The following is a 20,489-nucleotide window of genomic DNA, read 5'->3' on the forward strand; positions in this document are numbered from 1 at the left end:
GCGTCTCAGGCGCCGGGCTCATCCTTCGGCAATCCGCCAGCGCGCCACACGGCGAATATTGCGGGAAACACGATCAAAACCATGATCAGCGCGGAGAGGACACCGCCCACCATGGGCGCGGCGATGCGCTTCATCACGTCCGCGCCGCTGCCACTGCTCCATAGGATGGGCACCAGGCCCATGAACAGGGCCAGGCCGGTCATGAGCATGGGGCGGATGCGTTGTCCGGCGCCATCCTGGATCAACTCGTTCAGGTCCGTGCGAGTACGGAGGTTTTGTCCCGCCAGGCGGTCGCGATAGGCGATGTCCAGGTACACCATCATCAGCAGCCCCAACTCGACGGCCAGGCCGGCCACGGCGATCATGCCCACCCACACCGCGACACTCAGGTTATAGTCCAGCCACCACAGCAGCCACACGGCACCCACCAGGGAGAACGGTACGCTGACCATGACCACCAGGGTCTCCATGAGGGAACCGCGGTGCATGAAGAGCATGAAGAAGATCAGGAACACCGCCAGGGGCACCAGGACCTTCAGTTTGGCCTTGGCCCGTTCGAAGTACTGGAACTGGCCGGCCCAGGCCAGGCGGTAGCCGGCCGGGATGTCCACCCGGTCGGCGACCACCTGTTTGGCCAGGGCCACGTAGTCGGCGATGCCGATGTCGGACTTGGCATCGACGAACACGAAGCCCGCGAGCTGACCGTCCTCGCTGCGGATGCTGGGCGGTCCGGTACGAAACGCCATGTCGGCCACCTGGGTGATGGGGATCTGGGCACCGGTGGGTGTGGGTACCAGCACACGTTTTAGCGCCTCCACGTTGTCGCGGTAGTCGCGCGCGTAGCGCACCAGGATATTGAATCGCTGCCGGCCTTCCACGGTCTGGGACACCACCGTGCCTCCCATGGCGGCGAGGATCACCCGTTCCACGTCACCCACGTTGAGACCGAACCGTGCGGCCGCGCCACGGTCGACGGTGAAATCGAGAAAGTAGCCGCCGGTGGTCCGTTCGGCGAAGGCGCTACGGGTATAGGGCGCCGTGCGCGGATCGGCCTGCAGGGCCTCCTCGATGGCAACGCCGGTGTTCTCGATGGTCTTCAGGTCCGGACCAAAGACCTTGATGCCCAGGGTGGAGCGGATGCCGGTGGCGAGCATCTCGGTGCGGGTCTGGATGGGCATCCAGAAGATGTTGGGCATACCGGGGAAGCGCAGCTTGCCGTCCATCTCCTGGATCAGGCCGTCCCAGTCGAGCCCCTCGCGCCATTGGTCCCTGGGTTTGAGGGATATCACCGTTTCCACCATGGACAGGGGCGCGGGATCGGTGGCGCTGGTGGAGCGGCCTATCTTGCCGAACACGTGCTCCACTTCGGGGATATCGGCGATGATGCGGTCCATGGTCTGCAGAGTCTGGGTGGCCTCGGTGATGGACATGCCCGGCAGCGCCGTGGGCATGTAGAGGATGGAGCCTTCATTGAGCGGGGGCATGAATTCGTTGCCCAGGGAGCGGAACGGGATAACGGTCACCGCCAGGGTGACAACGGCCAGCCCCACCACCGCCCAGCGCAGTCTGACCGCGAGCTGTACGACGGGCCGGTAACCGGCCACCAGCCATTGATTGAGCCTGCTGCGATCGGCCCGGATCCTGCCGCGGATCAGCCATACGGCCAGCGCTGGAACGAGGGTGATGGACAACAACGCTGCGAAACCCATGGAGTAGGTCTTGGTGAAGGCCAGGGGCTTGAACAACCGGCCCTCCGTGCCTTCCAGGGCGAACACCGGCATGAACGAGACAGTGATGATCAGCAGGGAGAAGAAGATGCTCGGGCCCACCTGCTGCATGGCCTCGATGATCACGTCGGTACGCGCCTTGGCCTTCTCTTCCGGCGGCGCGTTGTCCGCCTGCCAGTGGTGCAGGCGCTTATGGACGTTGTCGATGATCACGATGGCGGCATCCACCATGGCCCCGATGGCCACCGCGATGCCGCCCAGGGACATGATGTTGGCGGTCAGGCCCTGGTAGTACATGGGGATGAAGGCCAGCAGCACCGCCACCGGCAGGGTGATGATGGCCACCAGGGTCGAGCGGACGTGGAGCAGAAACACCAGGATCACCAGGGAGACGATGGCCATCTCCTCCAGCAGGGTCGTCTGCAGGGTGTCGATGGCCTCCTTGATGAGGGTGGACCGGTCGTAGACCGGTATGATCTCGACCCCTTCCGGCAGCCCCGGCTCGATCTCCGCCAGGCGCTGCTTGACCCGCTCGATCACCGCCAGGGCGTTCTCGCCATAGCGCATCACCACGATGCCACCCACGGTCACACCCTGGCCGTCGAGCTCACCCTGACCGCGCTGCATGGCCGGCCCCAGGGCCACCGTGCCCACGTCGCTGATGGTGACGGGCACGCCACCCGGCGTCGTCTTGAGCACCACCTTTTCGAGATCGGCCACCGAACGCACGTAGCCCCGGCCACGAATGAATTGTTCGTGTCCCGCCACCTCCAGGATGCGCCCGCCCACGTCGTTGTTGGAGTCGCGCACCGCCTCGTTCACCCTTGCGAGGGAAATGTTGAAGGAGGCCAGCTTGTTGGGATCCAGGCTGATCTGGTACTCCCGTTCGAAACCACCCACGGCGGCGACCTCGGAAACGCCCTCCACGGATTCGAAGGCGTAGCGCAGGTTGAAGTCCTGGAGGGCGCGCAGCTCATCCAGGCTGTGTTGCCCGGTGGTATCTTTGAGGGCATATTGGTAGACCCAGCCCACGCCGGTGGCGTCGGGCCCGAGGGTCGGGTTGACGCCCTCGGGCAGATGGGCGGTGGCGCTGTTGAGGTATTCCAGTACCCGGGAACGCGCCCAGTACATGTCCACGCCGTCGTCGAAGATCACGTAGACGAAGGAAAGCCCGAAGAAGCTCTGGCCCCGTACGTAGTTCACGCCGGGCGCGGCCAGCAGCGTGGTGGTGAGGGGATAGGTGATCTGGTCCTCCACCAGGTCCGGGCTGCGTCCCGGCCATTCGGTGAAGATGATCACCTGCACGTCAGACAGATCGGGGATGGCGTCCAGGGGGGCATTGAGCAAGGCCCGATAGCCGCCGAAGGCCAATGCCGCGACGGTCACCACGGTCAGGAGAGGGTTGCGGGCACAGTAACCGATCACGCCTTGCAGCCAGCCTATGGATTCGCCCTCCGGGGGCGGGACATGGGGTTTTTGTCGGTGTTCCTGATCTACCATTGTTTGATACCTGCCTTGAGCCGGCTTTCCGAGGCGATGAGGAAATTGCCGGAGGTCACCACGCGGTCCCCGGCCTCGAGGCCGCTCAGGATCTCGATGCGCCCCTCGGCGCGCTGGCCGGTCTCCACGATGCGCGGGGCGAGCCGCCCGCCTCCGAGATCCTCGAACACCACGCGCGTCTCGCCGGCGATGATGACGGCCTCTTCGGGCACGGTGAGCCGCGGGCCGAGCCTTGCCTCGAGCCGCACTTGTGCGTACATCTGCGGTTTGAGCATCCCGTCGGGGTTATCGAGCACGACGCGGATCCGCCCGGTGCGGCTCTGGCCGTCCAGATACGGATAGAGGTAATCCACCATGCCTGCGAAGGTACGCCCCGGCAGGTAGGGCAGGGATACCGTGACCGGCATGCCCGGCTGCACCAGCGACAGCTCGGACTCGTATACATCCGCCTCGACCCAGACCCGTGACAGATCGGCGATGCGCATGAGGGTCACGCCCGCCTTTTTAGCCGTGCCTTCGACGATGTTTTTGCTTACCACCGTACCGCCCATGGGGGCATACATGGCGACGTAGTCAACCGGTGCTCCCCGCCGCCGCAGGGCCTCGATCTCGCCGGGGCTCATGTCCCAGAGGGCGAGTCGTTTGCGTGCCGCCGCCAGCAGAGGGTTGGTGGCCTGCCTGGGCGACCTCCGGTCCCCGAGCTCCAGGTACTCCTGTTGTGCGGCCAGCAATTCCGGCCCGTAGACGGTGAACAGCTTCTGGCCTTTCTCGACCGGAGCGCCGACGTAATCCACGTACAGCTCGCCGATCCAGACATCGACCTTGAGGGCGACGTCGGCCAGGCGCGTCTCATCGTAGGTCACCCGGCCCACGGCGCGGATGGTGCGGGTCAGGTCCCTCGCCTGCGCCTCGGCGGTCTTCACCCCGATGAGCTGGCGGCGGGCCGGGTCCAGGGTCACGGTGCCGGGAGGGGCCTCTTCCATGGTGTCCGCGCCGGCGCGGCTCCCGCCGGATGCCAGCTGCAGTCCCTCGCGGCCCGTAGCCAGATCGAAACTCACGCGGCGTTCATCCAGCCCCGGGGCCTGGATCGCCAGACTCAGGGGCCAACTGCCTTCCATCGACAAATTGAACTCGCCCTCGTAGAGGCCGGATTCAACTTCGGTCATCTCCGCCGGTGCCCGCATGGCGGGCATGGTGCCCATGGCAGGCATCTCGGCCACGGCGCGGATGGACGCGCCGGGAATGGCTTCGCCGTTCTCGTTATGCAGGCGGATGGTGAGGGTGTTCCCACCCATCCGGGGGGTTGGGGGCTGGACTTGAACGTCGAGCCGGTACGGCCCGCTGCGATAGGGCAATGTCTCATCGGTGCTCGCCACGACCCCGGAACCGGCACTCGATTGCAGGGGCGTGGCCCCCGAGGAAAGTTCGAGGCCGGGACGACCCGTGGCCATGTCCAGGGTAATGCGCGTCTCCCCCATCTCGGCGTCGTTGATTGCCAACGTCAGGGGCCAGCTACCCTCCATGGAAAGGTCGAAGGTGCCCTCGTAGAGGCCGGGCTCGACTTCAGTCATCTCCGCCGGTGCCCGCATGGCGGGCATGGTGCCCATGGCGGGCATTTCAGCGACCGCGCGGATGGTGGCACCACGTGCCGGTTCACCCAGCGGTGTCCGCAGTAGGACGCGCAGACGGTTCTCGCCGACATCGGGGCTAGTGGGTACGACTTCGACCCCGACATGGAAGGGACCCGAGCGGTACTGCGGCTGCAACCCGATCGCCGTGGCCGCCGTGCCCGGTCCCGCGTCTCCGGACGGGTACTGCAGGCCGATGAAGATCCCCGCGCTCAGCAGCGCGGCCCCTGCCAGACCCAAGGTGAGAAAGCGCATCATGGTGAGGTCTCCGTGCTCATGGGGCTGGCGGTGTCGAGGGGCATGCCCAGCCAGCGCTCGAGTTCGGCGAGGTGCCGCAGATAGTCGGCGCGGGCGCGTGCCAGGCCATCTTCGGTGCGCAGTTGTTCGCGCTCGGCGTCGATGACTGTGACGAACGAGCCCCCTCCGGCGCGATAATCTGTGCGGGCGGCAGCCAGGTTGTCCTTGGCCAGCGGCAGCAAACGGCTGCGGTAGATCTCGATGAGGGCGCCGGTCTCTTCCACCGCCGCCCGCGCGGTCTCGAGGTCGGCGAGCAACTGGGCCTCCTGCTCGATCAGTTGCCAACGCCGGCGCATCAGCTCGGCGCGCGCGGCATCGCGGGAGGCGGAACGCTTGTTGCCATGGTCTAACGGCAGATTGATGCCCACCCCCACGGTCCAGCGCTTGTCCGGGTCGTCCCAGAGGTCGTTGTAGCCGGCCATCACGCGAAAATCCGGGTAAGCGTCCTTGTCAGCCAGATCCTTTTGGGCTCGGGCCTCGGCGATCTGGGCGCGCACCCGGGTGAGGGCGGGATGCTCGTGGGCGGCACGTCGTTGCAACCGGGCCAGGGGGGGCATGGGTGTTGGCTCGGGCAAGGCCGCCGGCGGTGGCACATAGGCTTGAGCCGGATGATTCAACAGCGCGTTGATGCGCGCCTTGGCCTCGCGCCGGCGGCGTTCGAGTGTGATCGCCTCCGCAGCCAGACGGGAACGGGCCACTTCGGCCTGCAGGGCATCCTGCTGCCCGGCGCGTCCCGTCGCATAGCGGGTTTCGGCGACACGACGTAGGTCCTTGAGCAATGCCTGATGGGCATCGTTGATCTCCAGTGCCCGGTGCACGTAGGTCCATTCGGCAGCCAGGGACTTCGCCGCCGCGGCGACGCGCAGGCGCAGCTCATCGCTGTCCTCGGCCGCGGCCGCGGCCCGTTGGCGTGCGGCCTCTTCGCGCAGCGCGAGCTTGCCCGGCCAGGGGAGTGGCTGGCTGAACTCGAGGCGGTGCTGCAGCCCCCGGGGACCGCCCGCGGTCTCGGGTGCCGCCGCGTAGCTCAGGTGAGGATCGTCAAGGGCGCCGGCGGGGGCGATACGAAACTCCGCCGCCTCGGCGGCTGCCTCCAGGGCCTTGATGCTGGGGTTGCGGGCCATCACCGCATCCACCAGGGACGGCGCCGTCAGGCGGGTGAGCCCGTTGAGTGGATCCTCATCCGCGGCGGCTGGTGTGGGGCCGCCGACGGCGCTCAGCGATACCATGAGCATTCCCATTAGGCACCATTGCCCGCTGGGGTTGGGTAAAAAAGTCATTAGAACACCTTCCGTTCCAGGGGTTGCGCGTAAGGCGATCCCCGGCGTTGGATGGGTGCTTGTAACGCACCTCGGGGATTCCAGTACGTGTAACGGGCGCGCGTGGCCGTGCTAACGGCCGGCGCGGGAAGGTGGGATCAAACGCGCAGGCGGTGGGTCAGGAAGTAGGTGTCGGTGCCCGAGACGCGGGCGGGTAGGTAAGGTGGTTCAAAGGGGGAACGACCAAACGGCTGGGGTTCGGCCCCGGCGGGCATGACCGCCACGGGTGGCGGCTGGGGTGCGTCCAGCAACAGCAAAAGTTGGCTCGCCGGGTCCGTCGATAATGCTTCCATGCCAGGCACGGCCTGGTGCGATATCTCACAACAGTCCATGGTCGGCACCAACCCCGCTGTGTCACCCGGACACCCGCCGCCCAGGGGACAGCCGTCATCCATGGCGTTATCTTCGTCACAGCAACAGGCCCGATATTCGCCATCCATGAGGGTACAGGCGAAGATCTGCTGAAAGGGTGTGGCCAGGGCCAACACCATCAGGAGTGCTGTGGTCAGCCACCGTGTAGAAGGAGGGCGATGCATAAGGTTAAAGATAGCCTTTATCCGGCAAAGCTTACAAGGAGGCAGTTGGGTTCCAAGACCGATGGGTCATCCCCACCGGAATGCGCTCGGGTCAAGAAGATCAAGACTCGCTGGCCCGCGAACCTTCCCCAGACCACAGAATGTGCTGTAGGGGTCAAGGCCGGATGCGGCTATGGAGACCCTCAGAAGAGGAGGGAATAGACCAGACCAACGGCGGCGCAGGTGGCGATTACGGAGATGATGCTTGCCTTGTATCGCCATAATGCGATGAAAGCGCCGATGGTTATCAACAACGAGAACCACTCGAAGCGCCCACTGAAGGGTGCCGTCCCGGTGGCGTCCGGCCACAGCACATGCCAGGCGAAGAACACCGCGAGGTTGAGCACCACGCCGACCACTGCGGCGGTTATACCGGTCAGCGGTGCCGTGAACTTGACATCGTGCCGGGTCGCCTCCACGGCGGGAGCGCCGATGAGGATGAACAGGAACGAGGGCAGAAAGGTGAATACGGTGGCCACGATGGCGCCGACGATACCGGCCAGAGCCAGACTGTCCGGGCCGAAGATCTCTTTGGTCCAGGCTCCCACAAAACCGACGAAGGCCACCACCATGATGAGGGGTCCCGGTGTCGTCTCTCCGAGCGCCAGGCCATCAATCATCTGGACGCCGGTGAGCCAACCGTAGTGGTCGACACCACCCTGATAGACGTAGGGCAGTACCGCATAGGCACCGCCGAAGGTCACGAATGCCGCCTTGGTGAAGAACCAGCCCATCTGGGTCAGGGGACCCTGCCAGCCATAGCTCAGATAGAGGTAGCCCTCCAGCAGCGTCCAGATGGCCACCCCGGTGGCCCCGTGGATGATGGCGGCCCGCCAGGTGAATCGGCCCCAGGGTGGCGCCGGCGTGTGGTCGTCGATGAGCGCCGGCCCGAAGGTTCTGCCTGACGCGCCATGACTACCGCCCACTTCGAACTTTGCGGGTGCGACGCGGCCGCCGATGTAACCCATCAGGCCGGCACCCAGGACGATATAGGGGAAGGGGACATGCAGGGCGAAGATGGCCACGAAGGCCATGGCGGCCATGGACCATAACACCCCGTTGTGCAGTGCCCGCGAGCCGATCCGGTAGGCGGCGAATACGACGATGGCCGTCACCGCCGGTTTGATGCCGTACAGTACGCCGGCCACCACGGGCAAATCGCCGTAGGCCAAGTAGATCCAGGTCAGCACCATCAGTATCGCCAGGGATGGCAGCACGAACAGCACACCAGCCATGACCCCGCCGAGGGTGCCGTGCATCAGCCAGCCGATATAGGTGGCTAATTGCTGGGCCTCGGGACCGGGTAGCACCATAGTGTAATTGAGGGCGTGGAGGAAGCGGTGTTCGCTGATCCAACGGCGGCGTTCCACGAGTTCGGTATGCATCATGGAGATCTGACCCGCCGGTCCGCCGAAGCTGATGAAGCCGAGCTTCAGCCAGTATAGAAATGCCTCGCGCCAGGAGACGGGGGTGGGCGAGGGGCGCTCCGCCTCCAGTGGTTCAGGATTGGCTGACATGGGATGTTTCTCGGTCAGGATCGCATCAGGTGGAGCCGGGCCCTCAGGGCTCTGGCCCCGAGAAACGGCGATGCAGGGCGTCGAGGACCGGCGTCGTGGCGTCCAGCAGGATGTCATCGTCCGCTGCACTTTCACGCAGTCCGGCCAGTATGGCCTCGAATCCCGCGGCCTCCGCCACGGCTTCGCCACCCACATCGAGGTAGTGGACCAGGCGCCCGAGTTGGGTCAGTCCGGGATCCGTATCCAGCTCGAAGCTCGACAGCAACACCTCGAAGGTCACCCGGGGACCGATGTGGGTAAAGGCCGCGCCGTCGAAATCAAACCCCACGGCTTCGCCGGGACAATCCTCGGGCCGACCCAGCCACAGGAAACGGGCCTCGCTATCGATAAAGCGGCGGATCAACCAGGCGCTCGCCACACGATCGACCCAAAGATGGCGGCGAGTCGCCCATAGGAGACCTCGATATCGTTGTCGGTCCACTCGCCCCACATCCCCCTCGGCCGTGCTCGGTTCCCGGGGTGAAAAGCGGCTGTTGATGCGGTCAGTCAGCTCCGCCAACGCCTGCGTTGTCCGCGCGCTGGTCTCGTCGGGGAAAAAATCGGTGAGCACGATGGACTTGAGTTCCTGTTCCATCCGGCGCAGCCGCCGCCGCGCCGCGGCCTCGTCCAGTCGGGGCAGCTCCGAACCGAGGGCCGCCATGTGCGCCTGAAGCTCCAGATAGCCCTCCCTACGGTTGAAGGAGGACCGTATCCGCTCCTCGAGCCCTGCCCGCTGCACGGGCAACTCGAACAGCCATGTTGTCCCACCATCTCCTTCGACCTGTTCGCCAATCGCTTCCAGCTTCGTGCGGTTGGCCGCCGTCGCGGGTAATAGCGTGACCCCGTCGCGTAGGGAGGTCGCACCCAGCTCCTTCAGCGACCGCCAGAGACGCACCCGGGGTGTGCTCTGGGTGCGCCGGAGCAGACTGGTCGTGAAGACCAGCCATCGGGTAGGGCGGTCGTCATGCATTTGAAACGGACGTTACTATATGGAAACAGCCATTACAAACGCTTCAGCGCGACCGTTTTCACCGGGTGAATGGGTCACGGGTTTCATCGGCGGTTACTCCATCTACCATCTACGACCAGGCCCATCCCTGGCTGGTCTCCCTGTTGGAGGCCGCCTGCGCACAGATGGTCAGGAGCGCGACCGTTACAACGGCGAGCCCGAGTGCCGAGAGTGAAGGCGGCGAGACAAGGAAGATACGGCCAGCGTGTCGGCCCCGACCTTGGTCTACTTCCGCCCATCACCCCTGGGAGTCCAGCCGTGCTGATCGTGCCATGGCGACCCTTGATAGGATTGACCGCGGTTTTGCTGCCACATGGGTGGGCTGTCCCGGTAGCCGCCCCTGGACATGTCGTTACGGCGCCGTTGCCACAGGGGTGGTCCCGGCTGGAGTCGATGGGGGTTTCAAGCGTGGGACATTTGGATCAGTTTGTGGGGGTGATGGACTTGCTGGAGCGGCGGCTGATCTCCACCCAGCGCTCGTAGATCTCATCGCTCCAGCGGGACTGGACCCAGGCCAGGATGGCGTCGACGTCGCGATCCGAGAGTCGGTCGGCAAAGCCCGGCATGACGCCCCCCAGGCGCTCGCCCCCCTGCTTGATTGTGCGCTGGAGGATGAACAGGGGGTGGTGCCAGGTGTGGGCGCTGCCGTCCAGGGGCGGTGGCGGGTACTTGCCGTCCGGGCCCGGCTTGCGCCAGTCCGGGGTGCCCGAGGCATCCGGCCGGTGGCAGGAGGCGCAGTGTTGCTGATAGAGAGGGCCGCCGCGGGCCACCTGCTGCGGGGTATACCAGCGCTCGGCCGCCGGGGCCGGCACGGCGCCGGCGATGGTCAGGGCCGCCGCCACTGCCAAAGGTGTTGCGTGTCTCATGGCATGCCTCCTCAGAACCAGGCCCGGAAGCCCACCACCACCTGGGCGTCGCTGGTGTCCTCGCCGTGGTCGCGGGCGAAGTCGGCGGTGTCGCCGAACTTCTTGGTCCAGTTGATGCCGATGTAGGGGGCGAATTCCCGCACGATCTCGTAGCGTAGGCGCAGGCCGAGTTCCAGATCGGAAAGACCTGAGCCGACGCCCGTGGCGCGGTCGTCCTTGCCGTGGAGGTTCACCTCCAACTCCGGCGACAGCACCAGCTTCTGGGTGAACAGCCACTCGTATTCGCCGGTGAAGCGGGCCGCCACCTGGCCGTTGCCGCCCACGAAGGCGGCGGCGTCGACCTCGAACCAGTAGGGGGCCAGGCCGTTGAAGCCTATGGCCAGCCAGTCCCGCTCGGGCTTGGGCATGGCGTCGTGGCGCCAGCCCACCTGGAGGTCCCAGTAGGGGGCGATGGCGCGGCTGTAGAGGGCCTGGATCTCGGCCTCCTCGGTCTCGCCGCCCACCCGTTCCACCTCGGTCTTGAACCACAGCTTGTGGAGGTCGCGACCGATCCACACATCGGCCTCGAGCATCAGGGGGTCGTCGCCGCCGGTGTGTTGTCTTTCGAAGCGGTCGATCATCACCTTGGCCAGCACGGGGTCGTCGCCGCCGGCGGCGGGGACGTTGGTGGCCAGGACGAGGGTGCCAAGGGCAATCAGGGTTCTTTTCATATTCATTCTCCTCAGCTCACCACCACTTTCCGGAACATCCCCGGCATGTGGTAGAGCAGGTGGCAGTGATAGGCCCAGCCGCCCATGGCGTCGGCGGTGACGAGGTAGCTGATGCGCGCGCCGGGCTGAACGATGACGGTGTGCTTGCGGGGGATGCGCCCGGGGTCCCCCGTCTCCAGGTCGCTCCACATGCCGTGGAGGTGGATGGGATGGTTCATCATGGTGTCGTTGATGAGGTTGATGCGCACCCGCTCGCCGAATTTGAGTCCCAGGGGTTCGGCATCGGCGAACTTGATGCCGTCCATGGACCACATGTAGCGGCTCATGTTGCCCGTGAGGTGAAGGTCGATCTCCCGCCCCGGCTCCCGGGGATCGGGGGTGGCGCCGATATTGAACAGGTCGGCGTAGGTGAGCACGCGGCGGCCGTTGTCCCGCAGGCCCACGCCGGGGTCGTCCAGCCGGTATTGGGGGGCGTCGGCGCGCATGTCGATGTGGGGACCGTACTCGGTATCGGCGTGGACCACGGGGCGGCTACTGCCATAGCCGGCCGTGCCCGAGCCGATGGCGGGCCTGGCTTCCATGCCGCCCATGTCATGGCCCGAGTGGTCCATGCCACCCATGTCATGGCCCGAGTGGTCCATGGCCGGCATCCCGCCGTCGGCGGAGTCATTGGCACCCATGTCGTGCCCGGCATGGCCCATGGCCGCCATGTCCATGCCCATGTCGCCATGGGTGAGGATGGGTGCCGGGTCCATCTCCGGCACCTCGCCCGCCAGGGCCAGGTCCGGCGTCAGGGTGCCGCGGGCATAGCCCGAGCGGTCGATGGCCTGGGCGAAGACGGTATAGGGCCGGTCGTCCTGCGGTCTGACGATGACGTCATAGGTCTCGGCCACGCCGAGGCGCAGTTCGTCCACCGTCACGGGCTCGATGTTCTGGCCATCGGCGGCCACGACGGTCATCTCGAGCCCCGGGATCCGCAGGTCGAAGAAGGTCATGGCGGCGGCATTGATGATGCGCAGGCGCACCCGCTCGCCCCGGCGGAACAGCCCCTTCCAGCCCTCGGCGGGGGTGACGCCGTTCATGAGGAAGGTATAGGTGTAGCCGGTGACATCGGAGATGTCGCGGTCGGACATGCGCATGGTGTCCCACATGTCGCGCTCGGCGCGGTAGCCGGCCCAGCCCTTCTCACGGATCTCCGCCAGGGCATCGAAGATGGTGCGCTCGCGGAAGTTGTAGTAGTGGGAGAGCTTCTTGAGGGTGGCATAGATGTGGTTGGGATCCTCGTCGCTCCAGTCGGACAGCACCAGGGCGTAATCGCGGTCGCAGGCGAAGGGTTCGGGGCCCGCGGGGTCGATGATGATGGCGCCGTAGGACCCGGTCTGCTCGTGGAAGCCGGAGTGGCTGTGATACCAGTAGGTGCCCGATTGCTTCACCGGGAATTGGTAGGTGAAGGACTCCCCCGGGGGAATGCCCTCGAAACCGTCGCTGATGTGGGGCACTCCGTCCTGGGAACTTGGCAGGATGAGGCCATGCCAGTGGATGGAGGCGTCCTCGGCGAGGTGGTTGGTGACTTTCAGCGTCACCGTGTCGCCCTCGCGCCAGCGCAGCACGGGGGCGGGCACCGTGCCGTTGATGGCGGTGGCCTGGCGCTCAGCGCCCGTGAGGTTGATGGGGGTGGGGCTGTAGGTGAGGTCGAAACGGGTGCCCGAGAGCACCTGCTGGCGGCCGGGCGGGGTGGCGGCGGCACGGCCGGTGGCCGGGTTGATGCCGAGGCCGAGCAGGGCGCCGCCGGCGGCGAGTCCGGTGACGAAGCGGCGCCGGGAGGGCGAGAAGGCCCCGGGATGGGGCAGGGATATACGGGACATGGTGATTTCCTCTGGTGTTCCGGACGGTTCCCCGCGACCACGACGGGCGGCGCGGGACGTGGGAGTGACGACTAGCCGACCTCTGGCAGGCCAGCGGTGAGGCCGGGTGGAACCGGCGTCCCCTGCGGCATGACAGTCTACCGTCGCAGATCGGCCTTCTTCTGCTCGAACTCCTCGCGGTCGATATCGCCGCGGGCGTAGCGTTCCTCAAGGATCTCCAGGGCGCTTTTGGCGGGCGGCGGCGCTTCAATGCTGCGGGCACGGCCGGTGCCTCCCGCCAAGGCCGCAACAGCCCACACCACCAGGCCGATGATTACCAACCACAGGATCCACATGAAACCACCGCCGATAAAATGTCCGTCGTACATGTAATGTCTCCGATTGAATGGTGGAGGGACGGGACGGCGCTGCCATCCCGCCGAAACGCCAGACTACTGCGCGTAGCCGGGACCCATCATGCCTCCCTGGCCGTCCCCCATGGGCCCACGCTGCTGTTGACCCATGGGCGGGCCGCCCATGCCGCCGGGGCCTTGCATGCCACCCATGCCGCCGCGGCGGTCCTGCCACGCGGGAGAGCGTCCCATATTGCCCTGGTACGGCATCTGACCGCGCTGGTCCTGCCAGGCGGATGGCCCGCCGCGGCGCTGCATCATCTCCTCACGCCACCGCTCCATGTCCTGGTGCCGCTGTTGCCAGTCCGGTGACTGGCCGCGCCGCTGCTGCCACATGGGCGGCGCGTTCTCCGGGCCCTGTATGGAGCCGGGATAGCCGCGCATCATGCCGCGATGGTGCTCGCCGCCGGGCCCCATCATGGGCCCCATGCCTTGACCCATCATGGGTCCACCGTAGCCCTGACCCTGGCCGGGGCCCGGTTGGGCGAAGGCCAGCTGGGTGGTGAAGAGGAGCGCCGCGGCGCCGAGTAAGGGAATGAGTCTCATGAGTCTTCTCCTGTTTGATGTGGGGAATTAACGCTTGTGCCCCGGGGTCGCCCCGTGATCTGAGATGCGTCCACGGTAACCGCCCGCGCCGCAACGCAATCCTGGGGATTAAATCGCATGTGCCATGCCATCAGTCGGCCGTTGAGGCGGAGGTTCCCGCAGGGAAACGCCGCCTCGTTGCGGCTTACCACTGCGGGCACGCGGCCACCGTGAGCGTGCCGGCACGCGTCTGCTGGGCGGGCGTGAGCACGGCATAGAGGTCACGGGTCGCCGTGTCCAGCTTGCGCATCTGCTCCAGGCCTTCCTCGTGGAAGGTGGCTCGCGGATCCGCTCCGGCGGTGCCGTCATAGCGCGTCTGGTGATGGGCGGCCATCAGGTCGCGGCCGTTGGCGACGGCATCGACGTAGGCATTCCAGGCGGGCTCCTGATCGGCGGTGATCGCGAGATCGGCCTTGATTTGCCCGAGCCTGGCTGTATCGAAGGCCAGCGGACCGCTGCGGTGCATCCAGCCGGTCCCGCCGTAGCCACCGTGCATGGTACCGGCGCCACCCATCATGCCGTGGTGGCCGCCGAAGCCATAACCCGGGCCGAAGCCGGCACCGGCGAAGACGCCGCTGGTGGCACCGATGGCCAGTGCGGAGGCCACTGCGATGGCGAGCATACCCTTGGTCGTCTGTTTCATGATTGTCTCCTTTTCAAGTGTTGCCTGGTTTACTCTGTTGTGGAGCCCCTGGCTGTTGTGGAGGCCCTGGGCTCGAGTGTCATTAGACGCCCCGCCGGTAAGCGGCATGTGTCAGTCCGTGGGTTTTTTGTAAGCCCGTGTAACACTCCGGGGCGGGGTTACATCCTGTTACCCCCTTTCTTCCCGCGCGTGCCGGAGGCCGCGTAGAGTAAGCGCCATGAGTACTGCTCCCGATCACATCCTGGTGGTGGATGACGACCCCGAGATCCGCCAGCTGCTCTCCACCTACCTGGAGAAGAACGGTTTGCGGGTTACCACGGCAGCGGATGGGCCCGCGATGTGGCGGGTCCTCGAACGTTCGCGCGTGGACCTCATCGTCCTGGACCTGATGCTGCCCGGCACCGACGGCCTCGAGCTGTGCCGTACGCTGCGTGTCCACTCCCGCATCCCCGTGATCATGCTCACTGCCCGTGGTGACGAGATGGACCGCATCCTGGGGCTGGAGATGGGCGCCGACGACTACCTGCCCAAGCCCTTCAGTGCCCGCGAGCTGCTGGCGCGAATCAAGGTGGTGCTGCGGCGGGTGCGGGACGTGCCCGTGGATCCACTGGCCGAGGGTTCGGCCACCCTGGTCTTCGCCGGCTGGACCCTTGACACCCGCACCAGGGATCTGCGCTCCCCCGATGGCGTGGTGGTGGCCCTGAGCCATGCCGAGTACCGCCTGCTGCACGTGCTGGTGACCCATCCCAACCGGGCGTTGAGCCGCGACCAGCTGCTGGACCTCACTCAAGGGCGCGAGGCGATGCCCTTCGATCGCAGCATCGATGTGCTCATCGGCCGGCTGCGGCGGCGCCTGGGTGACGATGCGCGGGAGCCGTCGCTGATCAAGACCGTGCGGGGCCAAGGCTACATGCTGGCGGCGCAGGTCGAGGCGCGGGTCTGAGGGCGATTGACGATGCACCTCGTACCCCGTTCCTTGTCCAGCCGCCTCGGTCTGGTGCTGCTGGCCGTACTGGTAACGGCCCAACTGCTGTCCGCGTGGATCATGCTGCGGGACCGCGGCCAGATCATGTACGAGACGGTCCGGGGCGATCTGGTGGAGCGCACCGCCGGCATCGTGCGGCTGCTGGATGCGCTCCCGGCGGCCGAGCGTCGGAGCCTGGTACCGTTGCTCAACACGCCGGAGACGCGGGTCGCCCTGGCGGCGGATGCGCTGGCCAGGGACAGCGGCGAAGAGCCGGCTGTCGATGACGCCGGCCGTTTGGCGGCCGCCCTGCGCGAACGCCTGCCGCCGGGCAGCGAGGTACGGGTGTCGCTGCGGGGCGGGCTGGCGACACCGCCTGGGCCGCCAGCGGGCATGGCGGATATGCACCGGCGTCACATGGAGCAGATGGGGGGCATGGCCGGTTCCTGGGCCTACCTCCAGGGGGTGCCTGCCCTGGCCCGGGGCTACCTCATCCAGGTACGTCTTGCCGATGGCACCTGGGTGCGCTTCGAACGCCGCCTCCCCGAGAGCCTCTTCGACCGGCCCACCCGCCTGCTTCTCACCCTGACGATCCTGCTGGCCAGCGTGGTGCTGCTGTCCCTGCTGGCCGTGCGCTGGGTGGTGCGCCCGCTGCACCGCCTGCGCGGTGCGGCGGAGGCCCTCGGGCGCGACATCAACCGTCCACCCCTGGCGGAGGCAGGGCCCCTGGAGGTGGCCGAGACGGCGCGGGCCTTCAACACCATGCAGCGCCGCATCCGCAGCTTCGTCGAGGACCGCGCGCGTATCCTCGCCGCCGTGTCCCATGACCTCAAGACACCCCTGACGCGGTTGCGCCTGCGCGCCGAGCTGCTGGACGACGAGGCCCTGCGGGACAAGGTGCTGGCGGATCTGAACGACATGGAGACCATGGTTGCCGCCACCCTGGATTTCATGCGCGGGGCCGAGGCCCGCGAGGACTCCCGCCGGGTAGACCTCATGGCCCTGCTGGAGACCGTGGCCGAGGACGCCCGCGAGGCCGGCGGGCGGGTGAGCCTCGGGGGCACCGTAAATGCACCCGTGGCGGCCCGGCCCATGGCGCTGAAGCGCTGCCTGGTGAACCTGGTGGATAACGCCGTGCGCTATGGCGGCGGCGCCGAGATCACGGCCGGCGAAACACCAGGAGCGGTGCGGGTGGTGGTGGCCGATGGCGGCCCGGGGATCCCCGAGGCGCTGTTGGAGCAGGCCTTCGAGCCCTTCTACCGTATCGACGGTTCCCGCGCCCGCCACACCGGCGGCACGGGCCTCGGCCTCGGCATCTCCCGCAACATCGCCCGCGCCCACGGCGGCGACCTGATCCTGCGTAACCGCCAGGGAGGCGGGCTGGAGGCCGAGCTTACGCTGCCGCGTTGAGCATGGCGTGCATCGCGGCCTGGGTTCAGAGCCGTCTGCGTGGTCACACCTCACCACCGCTCCCCAGTCCCGCGGCCGACGCGGACCATCAGCGGCCGACGTGCGTGAAGACAGCGGTTTCGTAGCCTTCACGATTGTGATCGTGGATTTGTACCGCCACCGTATGCTCGTCCTGCCGGTGCACCTTGAAGAAGTTGCCATAGGCGATGCCGGTGGAAAGCCTCATCTTCTCCATCGGCTTGCGTGCCTCGACCACGCCCATGTAACTGACCTCGCCGAACACGGTGGCGTCCCGCACCGGCTCGTTTCCCGGCTTGCGGTAGATCCAGGCGAAAACGTGCGAAAGCTCCGATTCGGCTGCCGGCCGGAGATCGTGGAGCTGCTTTTCCTCGTCCAGGAGCTGGGGCTGGTGCTTGACCAGTTCGACGGGGACGATCCCCAGGTAGACGCGGTAGTGCTCCGTTTCCTGCTGCCAGAAATATTGGTTCTCTCCGGTGCTCTGTGCAGCCTGCGCCGAAACGAAGAGCATGAGCGAGGCCACTCGTGCGAACGTTGACCACCTTTTGAATGTCATCTCCATGGTCCTCCCGTTTTTGCCTGGCGCTGGATGGCGCCTACTCTTCGAGCATGTCCAGCATCGACTGGTGCATCTCGACCATATTGCGCAGGTGAACGCGGCTGGCCGGGAGCCAGTTCTGACATCGCCCGGCCGCGTCCTGGGCGGGCGTCTTCAATGCCTGCCGCGCCGCTGCGACGCGTTCCTGGTGCTCCCGAATCAGCCGGTTGCGTTCTATCGAGTCGGGTTCGGCAATCAGGCTGTGCCAATGGTGTTGGAGATCAGCGATCGGGTCATCAGGACACACGGGCGAGGCCAGGACCCGTGGTGCTGCTCCGACTCCGGCCATCAGGGTGAGCAGGGTTGCCATGGGCGCTGCAAGGAACAGGGTTCGGTGAATCATAATGGCCCTCCTGGATGCTTGTTTCTCGGGTTGCCGCAACCGCCGGTGGTCATAACCGCGCACCCCGCAGCCGCAGCGCGTTGCCGATCACCGATACCGAACTGAAGCTCATGGCGGCGGCGGCGATGATGGGGGAGAGCAGCAGGCCGAAGAAGGGATAGAGCACGCCGGCGGCGATGGGCACACCCAGGGAGTTGTAGATGAAGGCGAAGAACAGGTTCTGACGGATGTTGCGCATGGTGGCGCGGGACAGCCGCCGGGCCCGGGCGATGCCGCGCAGGTCGCCCTTGACCAGGGTGACGCCGGCGCTCTCCATGGCCACATCAGTGCCGGTGCCCATGGCGATGCCGACGTGAGCCTGGGCCAGGGCCGGGGCATCGTTGATGCCGTCGCCGGCCATGGCCACGGTGCGGCCCTCGGCCTGCAGTACCCTCACGATCTCGTTCTTCTGTTCGGGCAGGACTTCGGCATGGACCCGGTCGATGCCGAGCCCCCGGGCCACCGCCTGGGCGGTCGTTGCACTGTCGCCGGTGAGCATGACCACCTCCACGCCCTCACGGTGGAGCACTTCCAGTGCCTCGGCCGTCGAGCCCTTCACCGGGTCCGAAACGCCCAGCAGGCCGGCGGCTCGGCCGTCGATGGCGGCGTACATCACCGTCTGGCCCTCGCTGCGCAGGGTGTCCGCACGGGCGTGGAGCCCGCCGGCATCGATCTCGAGATCCTCCAGCAGCCGGCGGTTGCCGAGGGCCACCGTCCTGCCGTCCACGGTGCCCGTGACGCCTCGACCCGTATGGGAGACGAAGTCCGCGGCGGCGGCGAGCCTCACACCCCGTTCCTCCGCGTCCCGCACCACCGCCGCCGCCAGGGGGTGCTCACTGGCGCGCTCCAGGCTGGCGCCGAGGCGCAGTACGGTGTCTGTGTCGAAGCCGTTCGCCGCTTCCACCGCCGTCAGCCGGGGCCTGCCCTCGGTCAGGGTGCCGGTCTTGTCCACCACCAGGGTGTCCACCTTGACCATCACCTCCAGCGCCTCGGCATTCCTGATCAGCACACCCATGGTGGCGCCCCGTCCCGTGCCCACCATGATGGACATGGGGGTCGCCAGTCCCAGGGCGCAGGGGCAGGCGATGATCAATACCGCCACCGCATTGACCACGGCATGGGCCAGCCGCGGCTCGGGACCCCAGAGGCCCCACACGATGAAGGTGGCGACGGCGATGATCACGACCGCAGGCACGAACCAGGCGGCTACCGTGTCGGCCAGCTTCTGGATGGGGGCGCGGGAGCGCTGGGCCTCTGCCACCATCTGGACGATGCGTGCCAGCAGGGTGTCGCGGCCCACCTTCTCGGCCCGCATCACCAGTCCCCCGGTGCCGTTGACGGTGGCGCCGATGAGCCGGTCGCCGGCACCCTTGGCCACGGGGACGGGCTCGCCGGTGACCATGGACTCATCCACCGTGCTAGACCCTTCCTCGACCATGCCGTCCACGGGCACCTTCTCGCCCGGCCGCACCCGCAGCCGGTCGCCAGCTGCGACATCCTCGAGGGGGATGTCCTCCTCGCTGCCGTCCGGGCGTACCACGCGAGCGGTCTTGGGGGCCAGCCCCAGGAGCATGCGGATGGCTGCATTGGTGCGGGAGCGGGCTCGCAACTCCAGCACCTGGCCGAGCAGCACCAGGGTCGTGATCACCGCCGCGGCCTCGAAGTAGACCGGCACGGTGCCGCCGGCGTGGCGCATGGACGGAGGAAACAGCTCCGGTGCCAGCAGGGCCACCACGCTGTAGGTCCAGGCCACCCCTACACCCAGGGCGATGAGGGTGAACATGTTGAGGTTCCAGGTGACCACTGACTGCCAGCCGCGTACGAAAAACGACCAACCGCCCCACAGCACGACGGGTGTGGCCAGCACCAGCTCGACCCACTGCACGGCCGCCATGGACAGCCCCGCCGGCAGCCATCGGGGCGCCAGGTCCGCCACCATGGCGAGCACGAATACCGGCAGGGCGAGAACGGCGCTTACCCAGAAACGCCGGCTCATGTCCCTGAGTTCCGGGTTGTCCTCCTCGATGGTGGCCTCGCGGGGCTCAAGGGCCATGCCGCACTTGGGACAGCTGCCCGGGTGGTCGCTGACCACCTCGGGGTGCATGGGGCAGACGTACTCGGTGCGGGTGGCCGACGCCGACACCTCCACCGGCTCCAGGGCCATACCGCACTCCGGACACGAGCCCGGTCCCTGCTGGCGCACATCCGGGTGCATTGGGCAGATGTGCTCGGTGTTCTCCGCTGCTGCGCCGTCCGTCGGCCGCACGTGGTCCCGCGGTGCCGTCGGGCCCGCGCCTGTGTAGGCCTCAGGGTCCGCCGTGAACTTCTCACGGCAATGCGCGGAGCAGAACCAGTACGCCTTGCCCTGGTGCTCCGCCGTGAGGCCCTCAGATGCCTCGTCGACCGTCATGCCGCATACGGGGTCAATCGCCATGTCGCACCTGTAGT

At 66.8% G+C, this 20,489-nt stretch carries 17 protein-coding genes; 2 read left to right on the forward strand and 15 right to left on the reverse strand.

The window, feature by feature from the left end; all coding sequences use genetic code 11:
- Window positions 1–5: 5 nt before the first annotated feature.
- The 12 genes from U5S82_14885 to U5S82_14940 form a co-directional block, all read right to left on the reverse strand.
- Window positions 6–3,227, reverse strand: a complete 3,222-nt coding sequence (locus tag U5S82_14885) for a CusA/CzcA family heavy metal efflux RND transporter (GenBank protein MDZ7752900.1) — start codon at window positions 3,225–3,227, stop codon at window positions 6–8.
- Window positions 3,221–5,113 carry an efflux RND transporter periplasmic adaptor subunit gene (locus tag U5S82_14890; protein ID MDZ7752901.1) on the reverse strand — a complete coding sequence of 631 codons (1,893 nt, stop codon included), beginning with the start codon at window positions 5,111–5,113 and terminating at the stop codon, window positions 3,221–3,223. Before U5S82_14890 ends, U5S82_14885 begins: the two co-directional genes overlap by 7 nt.
- On the reverse strand, window positions 5,110–6,378 hold the full coding sequence (locus U5S82_14895; GenBank protein ID MDZ7752902.1) for a TolC family protein: 1,269 nt from the start codon (window positions 6,376–6,378) through the stop codon (window positions 5,110–5,112). Before U5S82_14895 ends, U5S82_14890 begins: the two co-directional genes overlap by 4 nt.
- A gap of 188 nt (window positions 6,379–6,566) precedes the next feature.
- Window positions 6,567–6,959, reverse strand: coding sequence for a hypothetical protein (locus U5S82_14900; GenBank protein ID MDZ7752903.1), 393 nt, complete (start codon window positions 6,957–6,959; stop codon window positions 6,567–6,569).
- Between the two features lie 227 nt (window positions 6,960–7,186).
- Window positions 7,187–8,560, reverse strand: a complete 1,374-nt coding sequence (gene chrA / locus U5S82_14905) for a chromate efflux transporter (protein MDZ7752904.1) — start codon at window positions 8,558–8,560, stop codon at window positions 7,187–7,189.
- Window positions 8,561–8,603: 43 nt separating this feature from the next.
- The gene (locus U5S82_14910) at window positions 8,604–9,569 is read right to left on the reverse strand and encodes a chromate resistance protein (GenBank protein MDZ7752905.1); all 966 of its coding nucleotides are present in this window, start codon (window positions 9,567–9,569) and stop codon (window positions 8,604–8,606) included.
- A 461-nt stretch (window positions 9,570–10,030) separates the two neighbouring features.
- Window positions 10,031–10,474, reverse strand: coding sequence for a cytochrome c (locus tag U5S82_14915; protein MDZ7752906.1), 444 nt, complete (start codon window positions 10,472–10,474; stop codon window positions 10,031–10,033).
- 11 nt (window positions 10,475–10,485) lie between these two features.
- The gene (locus U5S82_14920) at window positions 10,486–11,184 is read right to left on the reverse strand and encodes a copper resistance protein B (GenBank protein ID MDZ7752907.1); all 699 of its coding nucleotides are present in this window, start codon (window positions 11,182–11,184) and stop codon (window positions 10,486–10,488) included.
- Window positions 11,185–11,195: 11 nt separating this feature from the next.
- Window positions 11,196–13,049, reverse strand: a complete 1,854-nt coding sequence (locus tag U5S82_14925; protein ID MDZ7752908.1) for a copper resistance system multicopper oxidase — start codon at window positions 13,047–13,049, stop codon at window positions 11,196–11,198.
- Between the two features lie 137 nt (window positions 13,050–13,186).
- Entirely contained in the window at window positions 13,187–13,417 is a 231-nt protein-coding gene (locus U5S82_14930; GenBank protein ID MDZ7752909.1) for an SHOCT domain-containing protein, read from the reverse strand.
- Between the two features lie 63 nt (window positions 13,418–13,480).
- Window positions 13,481–13,987 (reverse strand): hypothetical protein, encoded by a 507-nt coding sequence (locus tag U5S82_14935; protein ID MDZ7752910.1) that lies wholly within the window; start codon window positions 13,985–13,987, stop codon window positions 13,481–13,483.
- Window positions 13,988–14,171: 184 nt separating this feature from the next.
- Window positions 14,172–14,669, reverse strand: coding sequence for a Spy/CpxP family protein refolding chaperone (locus tag U5S82_14940; GenBank protein ID MDZ7752911.1), 498 nt, complete (start codon window positions 14,667–14,669; stop codon window positions 14,172–14,174).
- Between the two features lie 217 nt (window positions 14,670–14,886).
- On the opposite strand from U5S82_14940, the gene U5S82_14945 reads away from it, so the two are divergent.
- Both U5S82_14945 and U5S82_14950 read left to right on the forward strand, forming a co-directional pair.
- Window positions 14,887–15,612, forward strand: coding sequence for a response regulator (locus U5S82_14945; GenBank protein MDZ7752912.1), 726 nt, complete (start codon window positions 14,887–14,889; stop codon window positions 15,610–15,612).
- A gap of 12 nt (window positions 15,613–15,624) precedes the next feature.
- Entirely contained in the window at window positions 15,625–17,043 is a 1,419-nt protein-coding gene (locus U5S82_14950) for an ATP-binding protein (GenBank protein MDZ7752913.1), read from the forward strand.
- A gap of 88 nt (window positions 17,044–17,131) precedes the next feature.
- Here the strand turns inward: U5S82_14950 and U5S82_14955 are convergent, their stop codons facing one another.
- Genes U5S82_14955 through U5S82_14965 form a run of 3 tightly spaced genes read right to left on the reverse strand, consistent with a single transcriptional unit; the run spans window position 17,132 to window position 20,475 of the window.
- A complete protein-coding gene (locus U5S82_14955; protein ID MDZ7752914.1) occupies window positions 17,132–17,623 on the reverse strand; it encodes a hypothetical protein in 492 nt (163 codons plus the stop codon).
- 34 nt (window positions 17,624–17,657) lie between these two features.
- Entirely contained in the window at window positions 17,658–18,002 is a 345-nt protein-coding gene (locus tag U5S82_14960; protein ID MDZ7752915.1) for a hypothetical protein, read from the reverse strand.
- A gap of 49 nt (window positions 18,003–18,051) precedes the next feature.
- Entirely contained in the window at window positions 18,052–20,475 is a 2,424-nt protein-coding gene (locus tag U5S82_14965) for a heavy metal translocating P-type ATPase (GenBank protein ID MDZ7752916.1), read from the reverse strand.
- Window positions 20,476–20,489: the final 14 nt, after the last annotated feature.

Source organism: Gammaproteobacteria bacterium, assembly GCA_034522055.1.
In the GTDB taxonomy this organism is placed as follows: Bacteria; Pseudomonadota; Gammaproteobacteria; order JAABTG01; family JAABTG01; genus JAABTG01.